This window comes from Pseudomonas phoenicis (assembly GCF_047302395.1).
Taxonomy (GTDB): domain Bacteria; phylum Pseudomonadota; class Gammaproteobacteria; order Pseudomonadales; family Pseudomonadaceae; genus Aquipseudomonas.
Genome location: NZ_CP154852.1, coordinates 1,303,325 through 1,320,747, shown reverse-complemented (window position 1 = coordinate 1,320,747; position 17,423 = coordinate 1,303,325). Strand labels below are relative to the sequence as shown.

20 protein-coding genes are annotated in these 17,423 nt (G+C 65.1%); 11 read left to right on the top strand and 9 right to left on the bottom strand.

Translation table 11 applies throughout. From position 1 onward, the window contains the following. Nucleotides 1–24 precede the first annotated feature (24 nt). Nucleotides 25–843, top strand: a complete 819-nt coding sequence (locus AA0Z93_RS06050) for an HDOD domain-containing protein (RefSeq protein ID WP_413048341.1) — start codon at nt 25–27, stop codon at nt 841–843. A 3-nt stretch (nt 844–846) separates the two neighbouring features. Next, nucleotides 847–1,659, top strand: a complete 813-nt coding sequence (gene mutM / locus AA0Z93_RS06045) for a bifunctional DNA-formamidopyrimidine glycosylase/DNA-(apurinic or apyrimidinic site) lyase (protein WP_413045953.1) — start codon at nt 847–849, stop codon at nt 1,657–1,659. Between the two features lie 18 nt (nt 1,660–1,677). Here the strand turns inward: mutM and AA0Z93_RS06040 are convergent, their stop codons facing one another. Continuing rightward, the gene (locus AA0Z93_RS06040) at nt 1,678–1,929 is read right to left on the bottom strand and encodes a YfhL family 4Fe-4S dicluster ferredoxin (protein WP_020295838.1); all 252 of its coding nucleotides are present in this window, start codon (nt 1,927–1,929) and stop codon (nt 1,678–1,680) included. A 112-nt stretch (nt 1,930–2,041) separates the two neighbouring features. Then, nucleotides 2,042–2,521: a pantetheine-phosphate adenylyltransferase gene (gene coaD / locus AA0Z93_RS06035; protein ID WP_296266534.1), complete on the bottom strand. Its 480-nt coding sequence runs from the start codon at nt 2,519–2,521 to the stop codon at nt 2,042–2,044. Between the two features lie 256 nt (nt 2,522–2,777). On the opposite strand from coaD, the gene AA0Z93_RS06030 reads away from it, so the two are divergent. Next, the gene (locus AA0Z93_RS06030) at nt 2,778–3,632 is read left to right on the top strand and encodes a sulfurtransferase (RefSeq protein WP_413045954.1); all 855 of its coding nucleotides are present in this window, start codon (nt 2,778–2,780) and stop codon (nt 3,630–3,632) included. A gap of 9 nt (nt 3,633–3,641) precedes the next feature. Here AA0Z93_RS06030 and AA0Z93_RS06025 read toward each other — a convergent pair whose 3' ends face one another. From AA0Z93_RS06025 to AA0Z93_RS06005, 5 genes are all read right to left on the bottom strand, one after another. Continuing rightward, nucleotides 3,642–4,649 (bottom strand): hydrolase, encoded by a 1,008-nt coding sequence (locus tag AA0Z93_RS06025; RefSeq protein WP_413045955.1) that lies wholly within the window; start codon nt 4,647–4,649, stop codon nt 3,642–3,644. Between the two features lie 94 nt (nt 4,650–4,743). Beyond that, nucleotides 4,744–4,962, bottom strand: coding sequence for a hypothetical protein (locus AA0Z93_RS06020; RefSeq protein ID WP_413045956.1), 219 nt, complete (start codon nt 4,960–4,962; stop codon nt 4,744–4,746). Between the two features lie 20 nt (nt 4,963–4,982). Next, nucleotides 4,983–5,582, bottom strand: coding sequence for a 16S rRNA (guanine(966)-N(2))-methyltransferase RsmD (gene rsmD / locus AA0Z93_RS06015; protein ID WP_413045957.1), 600 nt, complete (start codon nt 5,580–5,582; stop codon nt 4,983–4,985). Continuing rightward, entirely contained in the window at nt 5,582–7,060 is a 1,479-nt protein-coding gene (locus AA0Z93_RS06010) for a M16 family metallopeptidase (protein WP_413045958.1), read from the bottom strand. Before AA0Z93_RS06010 ends, rsmD begins: the two co-directional genes overlap by 1 nt. Further along, the gene (locus AA0Z93_RS06005; RefSeq protein WP_413045959.1) at nt 7,053–8,408 is read right to left on the bottom strand and encodes a M16 family metallopeptidase; all 1,356 of its coding nucleotides are present in this window, start codon (nt 8,406–8,408) and stop codon (nt 7,053–7,055) included. The genes AA0Z93_RS06010 and AA0Z93_RS06005 overlap by 8 nt, the downstream gene beginning before the upstream one ends. Before the next feature lie 231 nt (nt 8,409–8,639). Between AA0Z93_RS06005 and ftsY the strand changes: the two genes are divergently transcribed. The 4 genes from ftsY (at nt 8,640) to rpoH (ending at nt 12,847) form a co-directional block, all read left to right on the top strand. Then, a complete protein-coding gene (gene ftsY / locus AA0Z93_RS06000; protein WP_413045960.1) occupies nt 8,640–10,181 on the top strand; it encodes a signal recognition particle-docking protein FtsY in 1,542 nt (513 codons plus the stop codon). Next, nucleotides 10,178–10,849, top strand: a complete 672-nt coding sequence (ftsE, locus tag AA0Z93_RS05995; RefSeq protein WP_296266523.1) for a cell division ATP-binding protein FtsE — start codon at nt 10,178–10,180, stop codon at nt 10,847–10,849. Before ftsY ends, ftsE begins: the two co-directional genes overlap by 4 nt. Next, nucleotides 10,846–11,868: a permease-like cell division protein FtsX gene (ftsX, locus tag AA0Z93_RS05990; protein WP_413045961.1), complete on the top strand. Its 1,023-nt coding sequence runs from the start codon at nt 10,846–10,848 to the stop codon at nt 11,866–11,868. The genes ftsE and ftsX overlap by 4 nt, the downstream gene beginning before the upstream one ends. A 124-nt stretch (nt 11,869–11,992) precedes the next feature. After that, nucleotides 11,993–12,847, top strand: coding sequence for an RNA polymerase sigma factor RpoH (gene rpoH, locus AA0Z93_RS05985; protein WP_296266521.1), 855 nt, complete (start codon nt 11,993–11,995; stop codon nt 12,845–12,847). A 220-nt stretch (nt 12,848–13,067) separates the two neighbouring features. Here the strand turns inward: rpoH and mtgA are convergent, their stop codons facing one another. Continuing rightward, the gene (gene mtgA / locus AA0Z93_RS05980; RefSeq protein ID WP_413045962.1) at nt 13,068–13,778 is read right to left on the bottom strand and encodes a monofunctional biosynthetic peptidoglycan transglycosylase; all 711 of its coding nucleotides are present in this window, start codon (nt 13,776–13,778) and stop codon (nt 13,068–13,070) included. Nucleotides 13,779–13,842: 64 nt separating this feature from the next. On the opposite strand from mtgA, the gene AA0Z93_RS05975 reads away from it, so the two are divergent. The 4 genes from AA0Z93_RS05975 (at nt 13,843) to trmB (ending at nt 16,097) form a co-directional block, all read left to right on the top strand. Next, complete coding sequence (locus AA0Z93_RS05975) at nt 13,843–14,214, top strand: DUF423 domain-containing protein (protein ID WP_413045963.1); 372 nt, start codon at nt 13,843–13,845, stop codon at nt 14,212–14,214. 102 nt (nt 14,215–14,316) lie between these two features. After that, nucleotides 14,317–14,517, top strand: coding sequence for a sulfur carrier protein ThiS (thiS, locus tag AA0Z93_RS05970; RefSeq protein ID WP_413045964.1), 201 nt, complete (start codon nt 14,317–14,319; stop codon nt 14,515–14,517). 53 nt (nt 14,518–14,570) lie between these two features. Next, a complete protein-coding gene (locus AA0Z93_RS05965; protein WP_413045965.1) occupies nt 14,571–15,365 on the top strand; it encodes a thiazole synthase in 795 nt (264 codons plus the stop codon). A 9-nt stretch (nt 15,366–15,374) separates the two neighbouring features. After that, a complete protein-coding gene (gene trmB, locus AA0Z93_RS05960; RefSeq protein WP_413045966.1) occupies nt 15,375–16,097 on the top strand; it encodes a tRNA (guanosine(46)-N7)-methyltransferase TrmB in 723 nt (240 codons plus the stop codon). Nucleotides 16,098–16,373: 276 nt separating this feature from the next. Here the strand turns inward: trmB and AA0Z93_RS05955 are convergent, their stop codons facing one another. Then, nucleotides 16,374–17,303: an IS110 family transposase gene (locus AA0Z93_RS05955; protein ID WP_413045967.1), complete on the bottom strand. Its 930-nt coding sequence runs from the start codon at nt 17,301–17,303 to the stop codon at nt 16,374–16,376. Between the last annotated feature and the right edge of the window lie 120 nt (nt 17,304–17,423).

Below are 17,423 nucleotides of genomic sequence, written 5' to 3'. Positions count from 1 at the left end.
CAGCAAGCCTTGCAAGGCATCAGCATTCCCCCGCAGCCGCAGATTCTGGTCGACCTGCAGTTCGAGCAATACATGCCGGACCCGGACCTGGGCACCATCGCTCGTCTGATCGCTCAGGATCCGGGGCTTTCCGGGGCCTTGCTCAAACTGGTCAACTCCACGCAATTCGGCTTGAGCAACAAGATCGGCTCGATCCAGAAAGCGGTGAACCTGCTCGGCAGCCGTTCGATCATCAACCTGATCAACGCGCAGTCGATCAAGGGCGAGATGAGTGACGAAACCATCGTCATCCTCAACCGTTTCTGGGACACCGCCCAGGACGTGGCCAATACCTGCCTGACCCTGGCCAAGCGCACCGGCATCCAGGCGGTGGACGAAGCCTATGCCCTGGGGCTGTTCCACGACTGCGGCGTGCCGCTGATGCTCAAGCGCTTCCCCAACTACATGGACGTGCTGGTCGAGGCCTATGCCGAGGCCAACGAGGGGTGGCGCGTAGTCGATACGGAAAACCGTGCGCTCAACACCAACCATTCGGTGGTCGGCTACTACACTGCACGTTCCTGGCGTCTGCCTGAGCACCTGAGCATGGCCATCGCCAACCACCACAATGCCCTGGCGGTGTTCAGCGACGAGTCGTCGCACAATGCGCAGCCGCAGTTGAAGAATCTGCTGGCGGTGCTCAAGATGGCCGAACACATCTGCGCTTCGTATCGCGTGCTGGGCAACCAGACCGTCGACCATGAATGGAACGCCATCGCGCCGCTGGTGCTGGACTACATCGGGCTGTCGGAGTACGACTTCGACAGCCTCAAACAGAATCTCCGAGAGTCGAGCGGGCACTGATTCATGCCGGAACTGCCAGAAGTCGAAACCACCCGGCGCGGGATAGCGCCATTTCTCGAAGGCCAGCGCGTCAGCCGAGTGGTGGTGCGCGACCGCCGCCTGCGTTGGCCGATTCCCGAAGACCTGGACACACGGTTGTCCGGGCAGCGCATCGTCACCGTACAGCGGCGCGCCAAATACCTGTTGATCAACGCCGAGGTCGGCACCCTGATCAGCCATCTGGGCATGTCGGGCAACCTGCGGTTGGTCGAGGGCGGCTCGCCGGTGGGTAAGCACGAGCATGTCGACATCGAGTTGGAGTCGGGACTGATCCTGCGCTACACCGACCCGCGCCGTTTCGGCGCCATGCTCTGGAGCCTCGACCCGCACAACCACGAGCTGCTGCTGCGCCTGGGACCGGAGCCGTTGACCGACCTCTTCGATGGCGAGCGGCTGTTCCAGCTCTCGCGCGGCCGTTCGATGGCGGTCAAGCCGTTCATCATGGACAACGCGGTGGTAGTGGGGGTTGGCAACATCTATGCGAGCGAGGCGCTGTTCGCGGCGGGCATCGACCCGCGGCGCGAAGCAGGCGGGATTTCCCGGGCGCGCTACTTGAGGCTGTCGGAAGAGATCAAGCGTATCCTGGCTGCCGCCATCGAGCGCGGCGGCACCACCTTGCGCGATTTCATCGGCGGCGACGGCCAGCCGGGATACTTCCAGCAGGAGCTGTTCGTCTACGGACGCGGCGGCCAATTGTGCAAGGTCTGCGGTACGACCCTGCGCGAGGTCAAGCTGGGGCAGCGTGCGAGCGTGTACTGCCTGCGCTGCCAGCGCTGAGCTCGGTGCCGGCGCGGCCTAGGCCTTGCCGGTGATCTGGCGGTACTTGGCCATCAGCTGTTCTTCGGTTTCCGGGTGGGCTTCATCCAAAGGGATGCAGTCGACCGGGCAGACCTGCTGGCACTGTGGCTCGTCGTAATGGCCCACGCACTGGGTGCACAGGTTGGGATCGATCACGTAGATCTCTTCGCCTTGGGAGATCGCCGCGTTCGGGCACTCGGGTTCGCAGACGTCGCAGTTGATGCAATCGTCGGTGATGATCAGGGACATGGGGACTCCGACCGGGGGCAGCGCGCCCGGACCTGTAGCTAACTGAGCAAGGGCGCAATTGTGCCGTATTCGCGCCCGCAGTGCACGCGGGCGCGTCGAGCGGCGCGGCCGGTCAGCGCTTGAAGCGCTCGGTCAGCGCGTCGGCCACCGCCGGGTGCACGAACTTGGTGATGTCGCCGCCCAGCGCGGCGATCTCCCGAACCAGCGTCGAGGAGATGAACGAATAGCGCTCGGAGGGCGTGAGAAACAGGCTTTCCACGTCCGGGGCCAGTTGCCGGTTCATGTTCGCCAGCTGGAATTCGTACTCGAAGTCCGACACGGCGCGCAGCCCGCGCAGCAGCACGTTGGCGCCCTGTTCCTTGGCGAACGCCGCCAGCAACGTGGAGAAACCGAGCACGGTGACGTTGGGCAAGTGGCCGGTCACCTCCTGGGCCAGCGCCACGCGTTGCTCCAGCGGGAACAGCGGGTTTTTCTTCGGACTGGCCGCCACGGCAATGATCACGTGATCGAACAGCCGTGAAGCGCGCTCGACCAGATCGCCATGGCCCTTGGTAATCGGGTCGAAAGTACCCGGGTACAACACTCGGTTCATCGCTTGATCCTGGCAGGAGTGCGTTAGGGAGTCGGATGGTAGCGCAGCGACTGCGCCCGGCCAAGTCGCGTGGACCAACGTGGTCACCCTCGACCATGCCGTCATCGCCTGCCAGCGCGTCGGCCGGCCGGATCGCGCTCGCGCGCGCAGGTCGGACAGATGCGCATCGGGGCTGCGCGCGGATACCCAGGGCCCGTCGGATGACCGTAAGATGACAACGGCCCACGTCCATCCCGTCATCGATAAGGAGTTAGTCATGCCGCTTGCGCAATTGATCACCCCGCAGCAGTTGGCCGAGCGTCTGGAGACGCCGGAGGTGGTGATCCTCGACTGCCGTTTTGCCTTGGACGATGCCGACTACGGGCAGCGCAGCTACGCCGAAGGGCATATCGCCGGCGCGCAGTTCGCCGACCTCGAGCGCGACTTGAGCGGGCCGGTGAGCAAGGGCCGTACCGGGCGCCATCCGCTGCCCGATCCGGCGCGGTTGTCGGCCCGGCTGAGGGAGTGGGGCATCGACGCCGACAGCGAAGTGGTGCTGTACGACGACGGGCCAGGGCTGTTCGCGGCGCGGGCCTGGTGGTTGCTGGCCTGGCTGGGCAAGCGCGACGGCGTGGCGCTGCTCGATGGCGGCCTGAAGGCCTGGCATGCCGCGCACCTGCCGCTGAGCCTCGACCCGCCGGTCAAACGCGAGGGTACGTTCGTTGGCGACGCCGACCCTGGTCTGGTGATCGATGCCAGGCACCTGCTCAAACGCCTGCACAGCTCTGACCTGACCCTGATCGACGCCCGTGCGTTGCCGCGCTTCCGCGGCGAGGTCGAGCCCATCGACCCGGTCGCCGGGCACATTCCCGGCGCCCAGTGCCAGGCCTTCAACGACAACCTCGACGCCGAGGGGCGCTTCCTGCCTGTGGAGCAGCTGCGGGCACGCTTCGCGAGCGCCCTGGGACAGCGTCCGGCTGAGCAGTTGGTGGCCTATTGCGGCTCCGGGGTGTCGGCCTGTCACAACCTGTTCGCCCTGGCCCTGGCCGGCTATCCGCTGGGGCGCTTATACCCCGGTTCCTGGAGCGAATGGATCACCGATCCGCAGCGCGCCATCGCCACGGGCGATTGACCCGAGGGCTTACCGGGGCGGGTGCTCGAACGTTTCCAGCAGCCATTGCGGAATACGCCGCTCCAGGTAGTAGCCGGGCTTGCGCACACTGCCCTCGACGAAGCCCACATGCCCGCCGCGCCGATGCAGTTCGAACTGCGTCAGCGGCGGCAGCGTTTGGACATCGGGCAGGCTGTGGGTGAACACGAAAGGGTCGTCGCTGGACTGGATGATCAAGGTCGGTGTGCGGTTTTCCGCGAGATAGAAGCCGCTTGAAGCGCGGCGGTAATAGTCGTGTACGTCGCGAAAGCCGTTGAGCGGCGCGGTGACCTTGCCGTCGAACTCCCAGAAGGTCTTGAGGTTGCGCAGCGAACCCAAGCCGTCGAGGGTCTGTACCGCTTCGTGGTGGCCACTGGCGCGCAGGTGGCGCTGCTTGTTCTGCACATAGGCGAGCATCTCGCGCATGAAGTGCGCTTGGTACACCTTGGAAAATCCCTGGCCCATGCGGTCGGCGCACTGGTCGAGGCGAAACGGCACCGACACCGCCACGGCGGCCTGCAACTGGCTGGCCGTACCGCTTTCGCCCAGGTACTTGAGCAGCACGTTGCCACCCAGCGAATACCCGACCGCATACAGCGGCGCCAGCGGGCGCTTGGCGCGCAGCAGGGCGATGATTTCGGCCAGGTCTTCGCTGGCGCCGGAGTGGTAGCTGCGCGACAGCAGGTTCGGCTCGCCCGAGCAACCGCGCCAGTTCACCGCCACGCTGGCCCAGCCCTGACCGCTGAGCGCCAGTTGCAGCCCTTTGACATAAGGCGAGTCGGACGAGCCGGTCAGGCCGTGCAGCACTAGCACCAGCGGCGCTTCGGCCTGGTGCGGGCCATGCCAATCGAGATCGATGAAGTCGCCATCGGCCAGCCACAGCCGCTCGCGCTCCCGCGGGAGCGGCGCGAGCTTGCGCCACAGCGGGCCCCAGAGGGTTTGCAGGTGCGGGTTGGTCAGGCCGGTGGCAGGGCGAAAGGGGGCGGTGCAGGTGGGCATGTCGAAAGGCTCCGGATAAGCCTGCGCAGCTTGCCACGAAACACCGCCCTTGCGTGCTGCTATGCGTCGTCAGGGTACGGCAGTCGCTGTTGCGCTACCTGCGGGCCGAAGCTGAAAAAATCATGCTTCGGGTGTCGATCCAGCGCCGTAGCGCGGGTGCGACCTGTTGCGGCGTTACGGCGGCCAGCCGCTTGAGGTGCTCGGCCAGGTGATCGGCAGGTAAGCCCAACTGGCCATGCTCGACCAGCCAGGCCGCACGCTGGTCGTTGCGTGCTGCCTGGAGCAGTAGCGGTACGGCGCGCAGGTTGAGCACGCGCTCCAGCTCCGCAGGGCTTAGCCGCGTTGCCAAAGCGCGTAGTGCACCTGGCCGGTCTTCTTCTCGCGGTGCAGGCGCCAGCTGGCCGGCATCTGCAGGGTGGATGGCGCGGCCTCGCTCTCGGTGTAGATCCAGGCTTGTGCGCGCAACCACTGCTGGCTTTCCAGCAGTTCGCAGGTATTGGCCAGCAGGTCCTGATGGAACGGCGGGTCGAGGAACACCACGTCGAACTGTTGCTTGGCCGGGCCTTGCAGGTAGCGCAGGGCATCGGTTTGCAGGATCTGCCCACGTGGGCAGCGCAGCAGTTCGAGGTTGTCCTTGAGGTTGGCGATGGCGGCGGGGTTGCTGTCCAGAGCCACCGCGTCTTCGGCGCCGCGCGACAGCGCTTCGAGCACCAGCGCACCGCTGCCGGTGAAGGCGTCCAGCACGCGGGCGCCTTCGATATGCGGCGCCAACCAGTTGAACAAGGTCTCGCGCACCCGGTCGGGAGTAGGGCGCAGGCCCTCGCCGTCGGGCACGGCGAGGCGCCGGCTACGCCACTCGCCGGCGATGATGCGTAGCTGACCCGAGCCTTTGCTGGCGCTGGCCTGTCTGGAGGGGGGAGTGTTTCGTGCCATCAATGCTCCGGTACGCCCAGTGGCTGGTCGGCAGGTTTCTCGGTGGGCGGGGGCAGGGGTTTCTGCGGCACTTTCGGCCCGATGGTGACGATCACCAGCTTGTCGGCCGACAAGTGCTTGTTCATGGCCGCCTTGACCTGCTCGACGGTGAGGGCCTGGGACTGCTGCATGAAGTCTTCCAGCCAGGTGAGGGGCAGGTTGTAAAAGCCGATCGCGCCCAATTGGCCGACGATGCTGGCGTTGCTGGCGGTGGACAGCGGGAAGCTGCCGGCCAGTTCACGCTTGGCGTCGTCGAGCTCTTTCTGTGTCGGGCCGGTCTTGAGGTAGTCGCCGAGCAGGTCCTGCACCAGCTTGAGCGTGCCTTCGCTGAGTTCGGCGCGGGTCTGCAGGTCGATGGTGAACGGGCCGCGCACCTGCATTGGAGTGAAGGAGGAATACACGCCGTAGGTCAGGCCGCGTTTCTCCCGCACTTCGCTCATCAGGCGGGTGCCGAAGGCGCCGCCGCCGAAGATCTGGTTGCCCATCGACAGTGCGGCCCAATCCGGGTCCTTACGGTCGATGCCCAGCTCGGCGAGCATCAGGTGGGTCTGCTTGGACGGGAAATCGATGTGCTGCACGCTCGCCTTCGGCTCGCTAGGCTGGGCCGGGGCCGGCAGCGCCGGGCCTTTGGGCAGGTTGGCCGAGACCTGGGCGGCGATGGCTTCGGCCTCGCTGCGGCTGAGGTCGCCGACCAGGGCGATCACGGCATTGCCTGCGGCGTAGGCCTTGGCGTGGAATTCACGCAACTGCGCCTGGGTGATGCCGGGGATGCTTTCGGCCGTGCCTTCGCTGGGCGTGCCGTAGGGGTGGCTGCCGTAGAGCTTGCTGGACAGGGCCTTGCCGGCGATGCGGGCAGGGTTCTGCTTTTCGTACTCGAAGCTGGCCAGGAGCTGGTTCTTGACCCGCTTGAGCGATTCTTCCGGGAAGGTCGGCTTGCCTACCACGTCGGCGAACAGCGCCAGGGCCGGGGTGCGCTTGTCGCTGGCGCTCAGGCTGCGCAGGCTGGCTACGGCCATGTCGCGGTACGAACCGCCGCTGAAGTCGGCGCCGAGGTCTTCGAAGCCTTCGGCGATGGCGGTGACGTCCTTGCCTTTCACGCCTTCGTTGAGCATGGCGTTGGTCAGCGCCGCCAGGCCCTGAGTACCGGCGTCCTGGCTGCTGCCGGCGGCGAAGGTCACGCGCAGGTCGAACATCGGCAGCTCGCGGGCTTCGACGAACAGCACGCGCGCGCCTTCGGCGGTTTTCCAGTCCTGCACGTTCAGTTTGCGGCCGCTGGGCGCCTTGCCGTCGAGCTCGGCGAGCGATTGCAGCGTGGGTTGGGCGGGCTGGGCGCTGTCGGCGGCCTGGGCCGGATTGGCCAGCACGGCGGACAGCGTCAAGGCCAGGGCCATCAGGCCGGCGCCGATCGAGGTCTGGCGCGGTGCGCGACGATCACTCATGAGCGGACTCCTCGGGCAGTACATGGGCAACGCTCAGGCGTTCGCGGGTGAAATAGGTGCGGGCGGCGTCCTGGATGTCCTTGGGCGTCACGCGCTCGAGGGCTTGGAGTTCGCTGTCGATGAGTTTCCAGGACAGGCCGACCGTTTCCAGCTGGCCGATGGTGGTGGCCTGGCTGCTGATCGAGTCGCGGTCGTAGACCAGGCTGGCGATCACCTGGGCGCGCACGCGCTCGAGTTCCTTGGCGCTGGGCGGGTTGTTCTTGAGGTCGTCGAGCTGTGCCCACAGGCCCTTTTCGACGTCGGCGAGGGTCTTGTGCTTCTGCACGTTGGGCGTGGCCGAGATGAGGAACAGGCTGTCGCCGCGGGTGAAGGCGTCGTAGCCGGTCGACGCGCCGGCCACCAGTTCCTGGCCGCGCTCCAGACGCGACGGCAGGCGTGCGCTGTAACCGCCGTCGAGCAAGGCCGAGATCAGGCGCAGGGCGTGCACGCTGCGGGCGTCTTCGGCGGTGGCCAGGCCCGGCACGTTGAAACCGTAGATCAGGCTCGGCAGTTGCGTGGCGACATGCACGGTGAGTTGGCGTTGGCCGGGTGCGGCCAGTTCCAGCGGCAGCTTGGCCGGCGGCACGACGCGCTTGGGAATGGCGCCGAAGTATTTCTGCGACAGGGTCTTGACCTCATCGACGGTGACGTCGCCGACCACCACCAGGGTGGCGTTGTTCGGCGCGTACCAGGATTCGTACCAGTGGCGCAGCTCTTCGACCTTCATGCGTTCCAGGTCTGCCATCCAGCCGATGGTCGGGGTGTGGTAGCCGCTGGCGGGGTAGGCCATGGCACTGAACAGCTCGAAGGCCTTGGCGTTGGGCTTGTCGTCGGTGCGCAGGCGACGCTCTTCCTTGATGACTTCGATTTCCTTGGCGAACTCGTTGGCCGGCAGGCGCAGGCTGGACATGCGGTCGGCTTCGAGCTCGAACGCCACCGGCAGGCGGTCGCGGGCCAGAACCTGGTAATACGCGGTGTAATCGTCGCTGGTGAAAGCGTTCTCTTCGGCGCCGAGGTCGCGCAGGATGCGCGAACCTTCGCCAGGGCCGACCTTGGCGCTGCCCTTGAACATCATGTGCTCGAGGGCGTGGGACAGGCCGGTCTGGCCTGGGGTCTCGTAACTGGAGCCGACCTTGTACCAGATCTGCGAGACCACCACGGGCGCGCGGTGGTCTTCACGCACGACCACTTTCAGGCCGTTGTCGAGGGTGAATTCGTGGGTGGCCTGGGTGTCGGCGGCCACGGCGGCGAGCGGCAGGCAAAGGGTGCCGAGCAGCAGGCCGGCAGCGCGGCGGGCTAGAGCATTCATAGGGGGTTCAACCTGTTCGGCGGCCCGCTTGGGTTTAGCGTCGGCGGGCCTGGAGGTGCTAGGATACTGATCCGGTCGCCTGGCGACCATGCCTGTCGCCGTTCTGGCCTGCGGGCCCTTAAGACAAAACGTTGCGCATGAACCAGTCGGATCGAAGATAGTCTGTTCTGCGTCTATTGAATTCCTGATGCGCCACTGCTGGCGCATCGCTGCCTTGAGATAGCCGTCTCCATGTTTGGTTCCAACGACGACAAGAAAGCGCCGGCCGAGGCTGGTCAGAAGAAAGGCCTGTTCAGCTGGTTTCGCAAGAAGCCGCAGGCACCTGCCGCCGACGAACCCAGTGTCGTCGAGCCGCCAGCCGCCGAAGCGGTAGCGGTCGAGGCCGAGCAGGCGCCGGTCGTGCCGGAGCCGGCGGTCGCCCCAGGCGTCGAGGCGCCTGCCAACCACCTGGTGCTGCCGGTGGCCGAAGAGCCGGTGGCCCTGGTGCCGGACTTGCAGCCTGCTCCGCCGCCTGCGATTCCGGAGCGTGAAGAAACGCCTTCACTCGCACCGACGCCAGCGCCTGCGCCGACGCCAGCACCGGCACCGACCCCAGCGCCTGCGCCGACGCCAGCACCGGCACCGACCCCAGCGCCTGCGCCGACGCCAGCACCGGCACCGACCCCAGCGCCTGCGCCGACGCCAGCACCGGCACCTACCCCAGCGCCTGCGCCGACGCCTGCACCGGCTCCAACTCCAGTGCCTGCGACAACTCCCGCTCCGACGCCTGCGCCCTCCGAAGCCGCGCTCCCGGTCGAGCCGCCCGTTCAGGCGTCGCAAACCCCTGCCGCCGAGCCCGCCAAACCCGGCTTCTTCGCCCGCCTCAAGCAAGGCCTGACCAAGACCAGCGCCAGCATCGGCGAAGGCATGGCCAGCCTGTTCCTGGGCAAGAAGGTCATCGACGACGACCTGCTCGAAGAGATCGAAACCCGTCTGCTCACCGCCGACGTCGGGGTCGAAGCCACCTCGGTGATCGTGCGCAACCTCACGCAGAAGGTCGCCCGCAAGCAGCTGACCGACGCCGACGCCCTGTACAAGTCGCTGCAAGAGGAACTGGCCGCCATGCTGCGCCCGGTCGAGCAACCGCTGACCGTGACCTCGCAAAGCAAGCCCTATGTGATTCTGGTGGTCGGCGTGAACGGCGCTGGCAAGACCACCACCATCGGCAAGCTGGCCAAGAAGCTGCAGCTCGAAGGCAAGAAGGTCATGCTGGCGGCCGGCGACACCTTCCGCGCCGCTGCGGTCGAGCAGTTGCAGGTATGGGGCGAACGCAACCACATCCCGGTGATCGCCCAGCACACCGGCGCAGACTCCGCGTCGGTGATCTTCGACGCCGTGCAGGCGGCCAAGGCCCGCGGCGCCGACGTGTTGATCGCCGACACCGCCGGCCGGCTGCACACCAAAGACAACCTGATGGAAGAGCTGAAGAAGGTCCGTCGGGTCATCGGCAAGCTCGACGCCGACGCGCCCCATGAGGTGCTGCTGGTGCTCGACGCCGGTACCGGGCAGAACGCCATCAGCCAAGCCAAGTACTTCCACCAGAGCGTGGAGCTGACCGGCCTGGCCCTGACCAAGCTCGATGGCACCGCCAAAGGCGGGGTGATCTTCGCGCTGGCCAAGCAATTCAACCTGCCGATCCGCTTCATCGGTGTCGGCGAAGGCATCGACGATCTGCGCACCTTCGAGGCCGAACCCTTCGTCAAGGCGCTGTTCGCCGAACGGGACGTTCCATGATTCGCTTCGAACAGGTCGCCAAGCGCTACCCCAACGGCCACATCGGCCTGCACGAGTTGAGTTTCCGGGCGCGCCGGGGCGAATTCCTGTTCGTCACCGGCCACTCCGGCGCCGGCAAGAGCACCTTGCTGCGCCTGTTGCTGGCGATGGAGCGGCCCACCAGCGGCAAGCTGCTGCTGGCCGGACAGGACCTGGGGCAGATCAGCAACGCTCAGATTCCGTTCCTGCGTCGGCAGATCGGCGTGGTGTTCCAGAACCACCAGCTGCTGTTCGACCGTACCGTGTTCAACAACATCGCCTTGCCGCTGCAGATCCTCGGCCTGTCCAAGCCGGAGATCGCCAAGCGCGTCGACTCGGCGCTGGAACGCGTGTCGTTGTCCGACAAGGGCGAGCTGTTTCCGGCCGACCTGTCCACCGGTCAGCAGCAACGTGTCGGCATTGCCCGCGCCATCGTGCACCAGCCCGCGCTGCTGCTGGCCGACGAACCCACCGGTAACCTCGACCCGCGTTTGGCGGCGGAGATCATGGGCGTGTTCGAAGACATCAATCGCCTCGGTACTACGGTGCTGATCGCCAGTCACGACCTGGCCCTGATCGCACGCATGCGCCACCGCATGCTGACCCTGCAACGCGGCCGACTGATCGGCGACGGGGAGGCCGGCCAATGAGCAGCACATCCACGCGTAAAGTGTCCGAACGCGTCGCGCCCAAGGGTGCCGAGCCGCCGAAGAAGAAACCCGGTCAGCACGACGACGACGGCCCGGACCTGCGCACCCTCATGCGCGCCTGGGGCGAAAGCCACCGTGCGAGCCTGGCCGACAGCTTGCGCCGCCTGGCCAAGCAGCCGATCGGCAGTTTCTTCACCTGCCTGGTGATGGCGGTGGCGTTGAGCATGCCCATGGGCCTGTCGCTGTTGCTCAAGAACGTCGAAGTGCTCGGCGGTTCCTGGCAGCGCGCGGCGCAGATTTCCCTGTACCTGAAAATGGATGCCAGCAGCGCGGATGGCGAGGCCCTGCGCGAGCAGATCGCCGACATGCCGGGCGTGGCCCAGGCACAGTACGTCAGCCGCGACCAGGCGCTGGAAGAATTCAAACACCAGTCGGGCCTGGGCGAGGCGATCCGCGAACTGCCGGAAAACCCCTTGCCCGGCGTGGTGGTGGTGACCCCGGAGGAGGTCGACAAGCCGACCCTAGAAGCCTTGCGCCAGCGCCTCGCGGAGCTGCCACGGGTCGAGGTGGCGCAGCTCGACCTGCTTTGGGTGGAGCGTCTGGCAGCCATCCTCAAGCTGGGCGACCGCTTCGTGTTCGGCATGGCGGTCATGCTGATTTCGGCTTTGTTGTTAGTAATTGGTAACACTATTCGTCTACATATCGAGAACCGCCGCACCGAGATCGAGGTGATCAAGCTGGTGGGCGGTACCGACAGCTACGTGCGCCGGCCCTTCCTGTACATGGGCGCGCTGTACGGCCTGAGTGCCGGCCTGCTGGCATGGGGCATCCTGGCGTTCGGCCTGAATTGGCTCAACGAGGCCGTGGTAGGGCTGTCCGGCTTGTATGGCAGCGATTTCGGCCTCGCAGGTGTGCCAGGGTCGGATGGACTCTCGCTCTTGATCGGTGCTGTACTGTTGGGGTATATCGGTGCGTGGATCGCCGTGGCTCGCCATTTGAACGAGCTGGCGCCACGTTAGTCGCCATCATCGTAGTAACAATCGCCAACGTTGCATTTTGTTCATCTTGGAACTCGACCCTGGGTTTCAGGGTCAATGTTGGCAGTGCTCACGAGGCACAATTTCGAAAGCTGGAGGTTCTTGAATGACCACATCGTTGCAACCTGCGTATGCCTTGGTACCGGGTGCAAACCTGGAAGCCTATGTGCACACGGTCAACAGCATCCCGCTGCTGACGGTCGAGCAGGAGCGTGATCTGGGCGAGCGTCTCTATTACCAACAGGATGTCGAGGCCGCCCGCCAGATGGTGATGGCCCACCTGCGTTTCGTTGTCCATATCGCCCGCAGCTATGCCGGTTACGGCTTGGCCCAGGCCGACCTCATCCAGGAAGGCAACGTCGGCCTGATGAAGGCGGTCAAGCGTTTCAACCCGGAAATGGGTGTGCGTCTGGTCTCGTTCGCCGTGCACTGGATCAAGGCCGAGATCCACGAGTTCATCCTGCGCAACTGGCGCATCGTCAAAGTGGCGACCACCAAGGCGCAGCGCAAGTTGTTCTTCAACCTGCGCAGCCAGAAGAAGCGCTTGGCGTGGCTGAACAACGACGAGGTGCACCGCGTCGCCGAAAGCCTGGGCGTGGAACCGCGCGAAGTGCGCGAGATGGAAAGCCGTCTGAGCGGTCACGACATGGCCTTCGATCCGGCCGCCGAGGCCGACGACGACAGCGCCTTCCAGTCGCCCGCGCATTACCTGGAAGACCACCGCTACGACCCGGCCCGTCAGATGGAAGACGCCGACTGGAGCGACAACGCGTCGAGCAACCTGCACCAGGCGCTCAGCGGCCTGGACGACCGTAGCCGCGACATCCTCTACCAGCGTTGGCTGGCCGAGGAAAAGGCCACGCTGCACGAGTTGGCCGACAAGTACAGCGTCTCGGCAGAGCGTATCCGCCAGTTGGAAAAGAACGCGATGAACAAGGTCAAGGCTTTGATCGCCGCCTGATCTACGCTCCACGCTCGCAAAAAAGCCGCTGCCCGCAAGGGCCGCGGCTTTTTCGTGTATGGGTGGTTCCAGGGCCTGGGCGCTTGGTCTCCAAAGCAATGACCAGGCACTGGTCTGAAAGATCCTGATGCTCGTCCATGCGGTGCACGAAGCCAGCGGGCATTTGCCTCGCCCGTTTTCGATCAGCCTGGGCTTTGCATCGGCGCTCTTCGGGCAATGCCTAGAAGCGCTCGCCCGACTCCAGACGCTTGAGGTACTCGTCACCGCCCAATTGGCTCATCTGCCGATTGATCCAACTGGCACGGCCCGCCACATAGGCGCTGGGGCGGCCGGCGCTCCAGCGGATCGGGCTGGGCAACACCGCCGCCAGCTGTGCCGCCTGTTGACGGGTCAAGCGGCTGGCATCGACGCCGAAATGGTAACGCGCCGCCGCCTGGGCGCCGAACACGCCTGGCCCCCATTCGGCGCTGTTGAGATACACCTCGAGGATGCGCTCCTTGGACCACAACAGCTCCATCCAGCCGGTGAACCAAGCCTCCAGGCCCTTGCGCAGCCAGCTACGGCCCGGCCAGAGGAACAGGTTCTTGGCCACCTGCTGAGTCAGGGTACTGGCGCCGCGCACGCTGCCGCCGCGCTCGTTGTGGCTGATGGCGGCCTGGATGGCCGATACGTCGAAACCCCAGTGGCTGGCGAACTTCTGGTCTTCGCCGGCGATGACCGCCACTTTCAGGTTGTCCGAAATCGCATCCCAGGGCTGCCAGTCGCGCTGCAGGTCGATGGCCTCGCCACCGAACCACGACTGCACCTTGCGCTCGACCATCAGCGCCGTGCCCGGTGGCGGCACCCAGCGAAACACCAGTACCAGCAATACGCTGCCGACGGCACACCACAGCAGGACCCGCGCGAAGCGGCGGAGGAACGATGACAACATGAGGATGGCTTGGCCCGACCGAGGGAAGCGGCCATTATACAGGCCCCTTCGCAGGAGTCGTCCCATGCTTCGCAGCTTCCTCATGCTCGCCGCCTTCTTCGGCTTCACCGGCGTCGCCTTGGGCGCCTTCGCCGCCCATGGTCTGAAGAATCGCTTGAGCGCCGAGTACCTGGCCATCTTCCACACCGGGGTCACCTACCAGTTGGTGCATGCCCTGGCCTTGCTCGCCCTGGCCGCGCTCGCCGTGCATCTGCCCGGCCGCCTTGTAGGCTGGGCCGGTGGGTTGTTCGCGCTGGGCATCGTGCTGTTCTCCGGCAGCCTCTACGCGCTGACCCTGAGCGGCATCGGCAAGCTGGGGATCGTCACCCCCATCGGCGGCGCATGCTTGCTGGCCGGTTGGCTGTGCCTGGGCCTGGCAGCCTGGCGCCTGGGCTGACCGAGCGCTCGCCATTGGGCCGAATGCGACCCATCAGGCTTGGGTAAAAACCCCGTCAGGGGCTAGAATGCGGGCCCCCAAAGCACAACGGTGGCCGTGCGCATGCGCATTCAACTGAACGGTGAACCTTACGAATTGCCCAGTGGCGAAAGCGTGGCGGCCTTGCTGGCCCGGCTCGAGCTGGCCGGGCGCCGCGTCGCGGTGGAGCTGAACCAGGACATCGTGCCGCGCAGCCAGCACGATGGCACGCTGCTCGTCGAAGGCGATCAGGTCGAGGTGGTCCACGCCATCGGCGGCGGCTAACCGCAACCTGCGCCGCCTTCGCACGTCCCGCAACCTTTACCCGAGGAGTCCCGATGAGCAACGTTCGCACTGACAAGCCCTTCACCCTGGCTGGCCGTACCTTCGCCTCGCGCCTGCTGGTGGGCACCGGCAAATACCGCGACCTGGACGAAACCCGCCAGGCCATCGAAGCCTCGGGCGCCGAGATCGTCACCGTTGCCGTGCGCCGCACCAACATCGGTCAGAACCCTGGCGAGCCGAATCTGCTCGACGTGCTGCCGCCGGATCGCTACACCATCCTGCCGAACACCGCCGGTTGCTATGACGCGGTCGAGGCCGTGCGCACTTGCCGCCTGGCCCGCGAGCTGCTCGACGGCCACAACCTGGTCAAGCTCGAAGTGCTGGCCGACCAGAAGACCCTGTTCCCCAACGTGATCGAAACCCTCAAAGCCGCCGAAGTGCTGGTCAAGGACGGTTTCGACGTGATGGTCTACACCAGCGATGACCCGATCATCGCCCGCCAGCTGGCCGAAGCCGGCTGCATCGCCGTCATGCCGCTGGCCGGTCTGATCGGTACCGGCCTGGGTATCTGCAACCCCTACAACCTGCAGATCATCCTCGAAGAATCCAAAGTGCCCGTACTGGTCGACGCCGGTGTGGGCACCGCCTCGGACGCCACCATCGCCATGGAAATGGGCTGCGAAGCGGTGCTGATGAACTCGGCCATCGCCCACGCGCAACAGCCGGTGGTGATGGCCGAAGCCATGAAGCACGCCATCGTCGCCGGGCGTCTGGCCTACCTCGCCGGGCGCATGCCGAAAAAACTCTATGCCAGCGCCTCGTCGCCGCTGGATGGTCTGATCAAGTAAGAGCCCCTGATGACTGAATCGCAAGAAACGCCGATCCCCGCCGACGGCGAACAACGCCCGCACCGCCGCATCAAGAGTTTCGTGATGCGCGCCGGGCGCATGACCGAAGGCCAGCAACGCGGCCTCGACATCGGCGGCCCGCAGTTCATCCTGCCGCTGGCCGATGCGCCGGTGGACTACGACCAGGTGTTCGGCCGCAGCGCGCCGCGCACCCTGGAGATCGGTTTCGGCATGGGCCACTCCTTGTTGGAGATGGCCGCCGCCGCGCCGGAGCAGGACTTCATCGGCGTCGAAGTGCACCGTCCGGGCGTGGGCGCGCTGCTCAACGGCGTGCTCACCGAAGGCCTGAAAAACCTGCGGGTCTACGACTGCGACGCCATCGAAGTGCTCAACCGCTGCGTGGCCGACGACAGCCTCGACCGTCTGATGCTGTTTTTCCCCGATCCATGGCACAAAGCGCGCCACCACAAGCGCCGCATCGTGCAGCTGGAATTCGCCGAACTGGTGCGCAGCAAGTTGAAGCCCGGTGGTGTGTTCCACATGGCCACCGACTGGCAGCCCTACGCCGAGTACATGCTCGAAGTGATGAGCGCCGCGCCCGGCTATCGCAACCAGGCGACCGACGGTGCCTACGTGCCGCGCCCGGAAGAACGCCCGATCACCAAGTTCGAACGCCGCGGCGAGCGGTTGGGGCATGGGGTGTGGGATTTGAAGTTCGAGAAGCTGGCCTGATGTGATTGCGAGGTGGCCGATCCGGGGCCGCTTCGCGCCCCATCGCGGCTGATCGGAGCGCCGAACCGGCCGCTCCTACAGTTCAATTGCGGCTAAAGCCGCTTCCACAGTTCGCGGCTAAGACTGCTCCCGCAGTGCGGCTGCGGCTAAAACTGCTCTTGCAGCAATTGCAGTTGCGCCTGCTTACACTGTAGGAGCCAACTGTCTTTCACCTGCCACCGATCAGCGGTCATGTTCCAGGCGTTTTCATCTTGAAAACGCCCTGAACAGGCGCCGTCACACAGGCTGATCTCGCCACGGCGTACCATCCCTGACCATTGCGTTGAGCCTCACCAACAAGACTCTCATGCACGCCACCAACGCTACCTTCTTTGCTTTGCCACGGTTACACAGTCGTTCATAGCGCGCTTTGAAGTCCGGGTTATGGCGCACCATCACCAGTACGCTCATGTACGCTGCCCGTCGTAATTTCGCCCTGCCGCCGTAAATGCTGCGCTTACCACTCTTGGTGCCACTGTCGTTGTTGTAAGGCGCAACTCCGACCAAGGCACCTACCTGTTTGCGGTTCAGATCGCCTAATTCGGGCAAGTAACAGAACAGGCTGGCAATCGTGACGGGACCTATCCCTTTGATCACTTTCAATTGCTCCAGCAGTTGAGCATTTATCTTTTGCGTCTGCTGAGCGATCTGTTTATTGCAGGACTTGATCAGCATCTGCAGCTGCACCTCAAGCGTCTTGTAGGTCTGCTGCACGAACGCCGAGTCGGCCTGTTTGATCCGGCGTCGATTGTCGTCGCGTTGCTGGACCAGGCTTTCGCGCTGATTGACCAGCTGGGTCAACTCCTCGCGGTCTGCGTCGGGCTGGCAGCAGGGCTCTTCGTCAAGGTTGGCAGCGAACCGTGCCAGGATACGAGCATCGATTTTGTCAGTCTTGGCGCGCTTGTTCATTGAAAGCGCATACGAGCGGGCACGTACAGGATTGACGCGCTGAACTTTGAAGCCAGCACCCGCCAGCAACCTCACCGCCAACTTCTCATAACCGCCTGTGGCTTCCACAAGCACGCGATGGACGTCGTGCGCTTTGAAGTAATCCATGGCACTCGCCAGCCCTTCAGGCGTGTTGGCTACAGAGAGATCATCGGCTTGGGGATGCAGGGCAATCTGCAACGTCGCTTTAGAAACATCGATTCCGGCATAGGCAGACATGAATAAATTCTCTAGGCTCAGAAGTGAGAGATCACTCTGGCTTAGCTCCCGCTTGTTGTTCGAGGTCGGACTCAGTCAACTGTTCGAGCTTAAGGCCAGAGTGAGAAGAGTGGGCGACAG